The sequence below is a fragment of the Stieleria sp. genome, assembly GCF_041595215.1.
GTDB classification, from domain to species: Bacteria; Planctomycetota; Planctomycetia; order Pirellulales; family Pirellulaceae; genus Stieleria; species Stieleria magnilauensis.
This window is the reverse complement of sequence record NZ_JBFHKV010000482.1, coordinates 1-6,042: the sequence shown is the minus strand read 5'-3', so window position 1 is coordinate 6,042 and position 6,042 is coordinate 1. Positions and strand designations below refer to the sequence as shown.

At 59.2% G+C, this 6,042-nt stretch carries 4 protein-coding genes; 2 read left to right on the top strand and 2 right to left on the bottom strand.

All coding sequences use genetic code 11. The features are described 5' to 3' along the window. Together ABX749_RS18310 and ABX749_RS18305 are read left to right on the top strand one after the other, a co-directional pair. Window positions 1-2,121: hypothetical protein (locus ABX749_RS18310; RefSeq protein WP_372897236.1), on the top strand; the 2,121-nt coding region annotated here is incomplete at its 5' end. A gap of 142 nt (window positions 2,122-2,263) precedes the next feature. Continuing rightward, the gene (locus ABX749_RS18305) at window positions 2,264-2,953 is read left to right on the top strand and encodes a metallophosphoesterase family protein (protein WP_372897235.1); all 690 of its coding nucleotides are present in this window, start codon (window positions 2,264-2,266) and stop codon (window positions 2,951-2,953) included. A 489-nt stretch (window positions 2,954-3,442) separates the two neighbouring features. Here ABX749_RS18305 and ABX749_RS18300 read toward each other — a convergent pair whose 3' ends face one another. Then, a complete protein-coding gene (locus ABX749_RS18300; protein ID WP_372897234.1) occupies window positions 3,443-4,795 on the bottom strand; it encodes a sulfatase in 1,353 nt (450 codons plus the stop codon). 118 nt (window positions 4,796-4,913) lie between these two features. Further along, on the bottom strand, window positions 4,914-6,042 hold a 1,129-nt coding region (locus tag ABX749_RS18295), incomplete at its 5' end, for a Tm-1-like ATP-binding domain-containing protein (RefSeq protein WP_372897233.1).

Here is a 6,042-nt window from a genome sequence, read left to right as displayed (position 1 = left end):
GGATGCATCGGCGTGGCAGTGGTTTTCGCCCTGCCCGCAGTGGCCGTCGAAGAACCCCTGCGCGGTGAAGCAAAGCGACCGACCACGATCACACAGCTGATCGACGATTGGTTTTGGCCAGATCCCTACAGTCATCTCGGGCACGTCCGATCCAACGGTGTGGGCTGGGAATGGGTACGCATCGCCGCTGACGTCAAGGCCGGGACCGACGCCGGATTGTCGTCAGAACAAATCTCTGCGATCGCCGCGATCTATCGCCTGACCACCGCAAGTACTCCCAAAGGACCGCTCTCCGACCGACAGCAACACTGGCACCGCGCGGAGCTGGAGACGCGAAACCTACTCAGTGAAACCCAGCAGCATCGAGTCGACCAGTTGGTCATCCAACGTCGCGGATACCGAGCGTTTCTCGAATCGGATCTTGTCACGCGACTCGACCTGTCAACCGATCAAACGACAAGGATCCGAGACGCGATCGCCAAGCACGCCAAGAGGATTGCCGAGAACACCCGCAGACTGGCCGCCCAAAGCGATCGGGCCGCCCAAAGCGATCGGGCCGCCGACGAACCACGACGCGTGAGCGAACAAGCTGGATCGCATTTGGAGAAGGCGCGACGCGAAAAGATTCAACTCGGCTGGCTTTCGCATCAAAAGACGTGGAATGAGATTCGGGAGATTTTGTCGCCCGATCAAGTCAAGCTGTTCCAGAAGCTTCGTGGTGCGCGTCCCGGAAAACGCATCGCCAACACGCCCGACGCGGCGTCAGAATCAATGGCAAACGTCCAGCAAACTCCCGACGCCACCAGCGATCGGCCCGTGTCGCAGCTTGTCCATCCGAAGCGCGTTCGGACGGCTGAGGAACAGGCTGCCTTCAAAGCCATCAAGCAACAGCTCCAAGATCGTCTTCTGGAAGACCTCAATGCCCCCGAGAATCGTAGTCCTGATTCCGTCCTGCAAACGTCTTACGGTGATGAGCCGCCGGCCGAGGGGTCACCGCAAGCCTTGTTCCGTTCAATGGTCCCGCTGACGTACCGTGAATACATTCGGCGGCATCCCAAGCTGCATCAGCTCGAATTTGACCATCACGCTACCGTCTTTCTCTCCGAACAAACGCTCGCAGTACTGGACAATGCGTTGCCGATCTCGCTCGATGCGGCGATCGACCTGATGCTGAAAGCGCCCGTTCGACCCGCCAGGCTGGCTGCGGAATTGATTCGGCAGCGACGCACGAAACTGTCGATGGAACAATGGATCCGCATCGTCAAAGGGTACGAATTTGTGCCTGCGATCCGCAAAGAGTATCCCATCGGGGTGCCCGTCGAGATCTGGGGAAACGGCGCGATCCCTTTCGGATTCCTGCTGTTCGATGATCCGACCGTCGCCGGCGTCGTGACCGAGACGCGTTCGCAACTGGATGGCAAACCCGTAGTAACGATGCCCAGCAGCGGCTGGCGATCTAACTTGCCCGGAGTTTCACTCGGCGATGAGTCGCTGGGAGATCACACGATCGAGTACCAACTTGACTACACGTTGACCGTCACCGCGCAGCCAATCACCGCGCAGCCAATCACCGCGCAGCCAATCACCGGACAGCTCAGTTCTGGAAAGATTCCATTGACGATCGTTCCTGCTCAACCCGACCCACTGGCGGCCGCGATGTCCAATCAACTTCGCGAACTCGTCGTTTCTGGAATCCGAGCATTGCCGATCGCCCGGGGGAGAGAACGCGTGTATTCCCAGCCGACCGAAGCAGGAGGATTTCAACGTGTTGCAAAACTCCGGATTCCGTATCTGGAGCTGAAGCGTCCACTGCCGGTGGGATTGGCCATGGAAGTCGACGTCTATTTCGCGGATTCCGATCAACCACACTCGCGACCCGTGTGGGTAGTCCCGGCTGGTGAAACCAGCCAATACGAAGTGGAAGGCATGATCGGTGACGCTCGCCTGGTGCAAACGCTCTCGGAGCGGGCCGATCAAGAGGGAATGGTTGATGCGCGAGTTGTTCTGACACCTTCCCGCAGCACCGCACTTTCGCACGCCCTGTTGAATTCGTATTACCCCGAATCGATCGAAGTGCCCGCTCAGTGGCAACTGTTGTCGGTCGAATCCGATCAGCGATAGCGGAACAGCGCCACACGCATCGCTGTCCAGCGAGTCTGGATTTGGCTTTGAATAAGATCGTCGAACGTGGTATCACTTTAGCTGGGCCGTCGCGCGACGGATGTCATGGGGCTTTGATCAAAGTATTGTTGGCGTAGCGGAAATGCGTACACTGGCGATCGGGGATATACATGGATGCTACCAGTCGCTGAAGCGATTGGAATCGGCCGCGAAGTTTACGCCGGACGATCAAATCATCACGCTCGGGGATTTCGTCGATCGAGGCCCTGATACACGCAGTGTGCTGGACTGGTTGATCGATCGCCAGGAACACGGTTTGGTTGCACTTCGAGGCAATCATGAAGTGATGATGCTGGCGGCAAGGAAGTCTTTCAACCGGCATGTCGAATGGCGTGCCTGCGGCGGCGACGCGGTTCTGGCGTCGTACGGCATCGACCATGTCGAACAGATCCCCAAACGGCACTGGGAATTCCTGTCGACCAAGCTGAAGTCCTTTCATGTCGGCAAGAACCATTTTTTCGTTCACGCCAACGCCTACCCCGAAATGGAATTGGACGAGCAACCGAGCCACATGCTCTATTGGGAATCGTCTGCCGAACGAGCCCCCCACCGATCCGGCCGCGTGATGGTTTGCGGGCACACGCCGCAACGCAGCGGCGCGCCGCTGGACATGGGACATGCCGTGTGTATCGATACGGCGGCGTGTAAAGGCGGTTGGCTCACCTGCCTGGACGTCGATGCCGGGTACTGCTGGCAAGCCAATGAACAGGGCGAGGAACGCAGTTTCTGGCTCGATCAAGGACCCTACGGCGCACAATTGGAACGCGCCTGAGCGATCGCGTTTGGCTGCTGAGACGGCGCCCACTCCCGCTCGTCGAGGTCATGCGGTTTTCAAGTCACCCTCCTGCCAGGAGGGTCGATCGAAGCGAGGGGGGGTCGATCGGTCGGTCGCTTTTTGCCCAAAGGGCATGCATATCCCTAGCCTGGGGCAAGCAAACCGAGCATTTGCGAGGGTTGCGCCGCCCCAGGAACCTCATCGCCCTGAGGTGAACTTTGGCCAACGGCCATGCACAACATTTGCGTTTGACGAGGCATTTGTGTATGGCCCTTGGCCAATCCCTCTCATTCTCGTTAGCGGACCTTGGGCGATGCCCAAGGCTATGGATGTAGACGGCCGTTGGCCGAAACCGTCCACTCAAAACCAATCTGACATTCAAAAGATGTGTAGATACCAATGCCCAGGTGAGAGTGACGAAAACCCATTGTGATCAACGATGCAATAACCGCACGACCTCGTCGCAGAAGGCTGACCTCATCAGCACTATTTGCCGTGGAACGCTTTCATTTCGTTGACCAAGCGGGCGACCACCTCGGGATGCTGCTCGGCGATGTCATCCTGCTCGCCGAGATCGGCGTTCAGATCGAACAACAACGGTGTGTCGTACGTGGTGATGGGACGTCGGCGACGGGTCACCGGATCGGTGGGCAGGCTGCTTGCGACGTGAATCTTGTAGCGGCCCGATCGAAACGCGTTTTGATGATAGGCCCATGTCTGTCGCGCACTCGGCTTGCCCTCAAGCAAGGTGGGGCTGAGATCAGTGGAGATGTACCCTGGCTTGTCGGATGGTTCGCTGCCGCCGGTGAGTGACGCGAACGTCGCGTACAGGTCCAAGTTCGCCCCGATACCGTCGATCGTGGCCGGCTTGATTGTTCCGGGCCAATAGAAAATCGTCGGAACTCGCTGGCCACCTTCCCAAGTCGTCGCTTTCTCGCCACGCAACGGACCGGCGGTGCCGCCGTGCGGCCCGAAACAGGACCACGGGCCGTTGTCACTGGTAAAGACGATCAGCGTTTCCTTCTCGATCCCCAAGCGACGAACCGTCTCGACGACTTGGCCGACTGACCAATCGATTTCTTCGACCACATCTCCGAACCGGCCCCCCGCACTTCGATTCTGAAATTCGGGTGAGGCAAAGATCGGCGCGTGCGGCATGTTGTGGGCCAGATACAGAAAGAAGCGATTGTCTTTCTGTTGCTCAATCCATTTCACCGCTTCTTCGGTGTAACGGCGTGTGAGCAGTTCCTGGTTGACCGGAAACTCGACCACCTCGCGGCCGCGAATCAGCGGGACCGGAAACGAGAACTTGTCACAGTTGTCAAACACCTCACGCGTCTGCTTCTTGCCCGGCGGGGGCGGCACATCGTTGCTGCCCGGGGTGCCATAGTGATAGTCAAAACCACATTCCAAAGGATGCATCGGGTCAACGGTAAAGTCTTTGGGGTAACCTGCCAGGTGCCATTTGCCAAGAATGGCCGTCGCATAACCCTGCCGTTTGAGCATCGCCGGCATCAGGGCACTGCGATCGTCCTTCAGCCCGTTTGCCTGGCGGGGAATGAACACCGGATGTCGGCCACTCATCAACCCTTTTCGGCTCGGCACACAGGTTGAACCGGAAGAATAAAAACTCGTCCAACGCTGGCCTTCGGCAGCAAGTCGATCGAGGTGGGGCGTCTTGTTCTTGGTGTTTCCGTAACACGCCAGATCACCGTAGCCCATATCGTCAACAAAGATCAAAACGATGTTGGGAGCCGATGGGGCGGCGTCCAACGCTGATGAAAACAACGCGCTGACGGACAACAGCATTAAGCTCAGCAGGGCGAATCGATTGTGCATGGTTGCTGCAGAAATTGGTGGGGAAGAATGACGCTTGCGGTAGAAGAACGAACGCGGGGGGCAGCCATCGTACCCCATTGCCACCCGCGGTGCACGATTCGTTCGGTCGCATCCCACGCTAGCCATTGGCCAACAGCCGCAACAACTCGTTGGCTGCGGCCGAGGCGAATGCTTTGTCGTTGATTTCACAGTCGATTCGAACGACGGGCTGGCGGGTTTTTCCAATCGCTTCAAACAGGGCCGCATCGGCACCGGGATCGTGAAACGGCCGGCCTGGGGCGCTGATCACACTGATCGCCCTGGTCGGAATCATCACGGTCACGTGGTCGCCGTAGCGGTCCACCTGTTCGGCGAGGGTGCGTCCGAGTCGCGCCGATTCCTCCGCCGTCGTTCTGACCAACGTGTTGTCGGGATTGTGTTCATAGATCAGCCGCGACCGGTAGCGGTCCGGGACGGTGCTGCGCGGGCCAAAGTTGGCCATGTCCAAACATCCCGGCGCGATGACGGTCGGCAATCCCGCTTTCGCCGCAGCTTCCAACCGATTCGGCCCGGCGGACATGATGCCGCCCAGCAATTCATCGGCCAGCTCGGTCGTCGTGATGTCCAACACGCCGGCAACCATCCCGCTGGCGATCAGATCTTCCATGGCCCGTCCACCGATGCCGGTCGCATGAAACACTAACACCTCGTAGCCGGCATTCTCCAAAATCGGTTTTGCGATCTCGATGCACTTGGTGGTGTTGCCGAACATGCTGGCGACGATGATCGGTTTCGCCGCGTCCGACTCGACCTCCGCCTGGACCATGCCACAAATCGCGCCCGCGGCGCGCGTGAACACGAGTTGCGAAATACGATTCAGCCCCGCAACATCAACGACACTGGGCATCATCACAATGTCTTTGGTGCCGATGTAGGCAGACGTGTCACCGCTGGCGACGGTCGAGACCATCAGTTTGGGGAATCCGATCGGCAAGGCGCGCATCGCAGCGGTCGCGATCGAGGTGCCGCCGCCTCCGCCGAGCGATAACACGGCGTCGATCCGCCCTTCCGCCGCCAGGCTCGGCAACGCCGCCGCCGCGGCGCGCCCCATCAACGCCACACAAGCACCGCGGTCGCCGGCGATCGGCTTCAAATCCGCGTCGATGCTCGAGAGCAACTCGTCGCGTGTGACATCGGGCGTGATGCGAGGCGGCTCGCCCGTCCCCACGTCGATGGTCAATACCGCGAAACCTTGGTCACGAATTTTC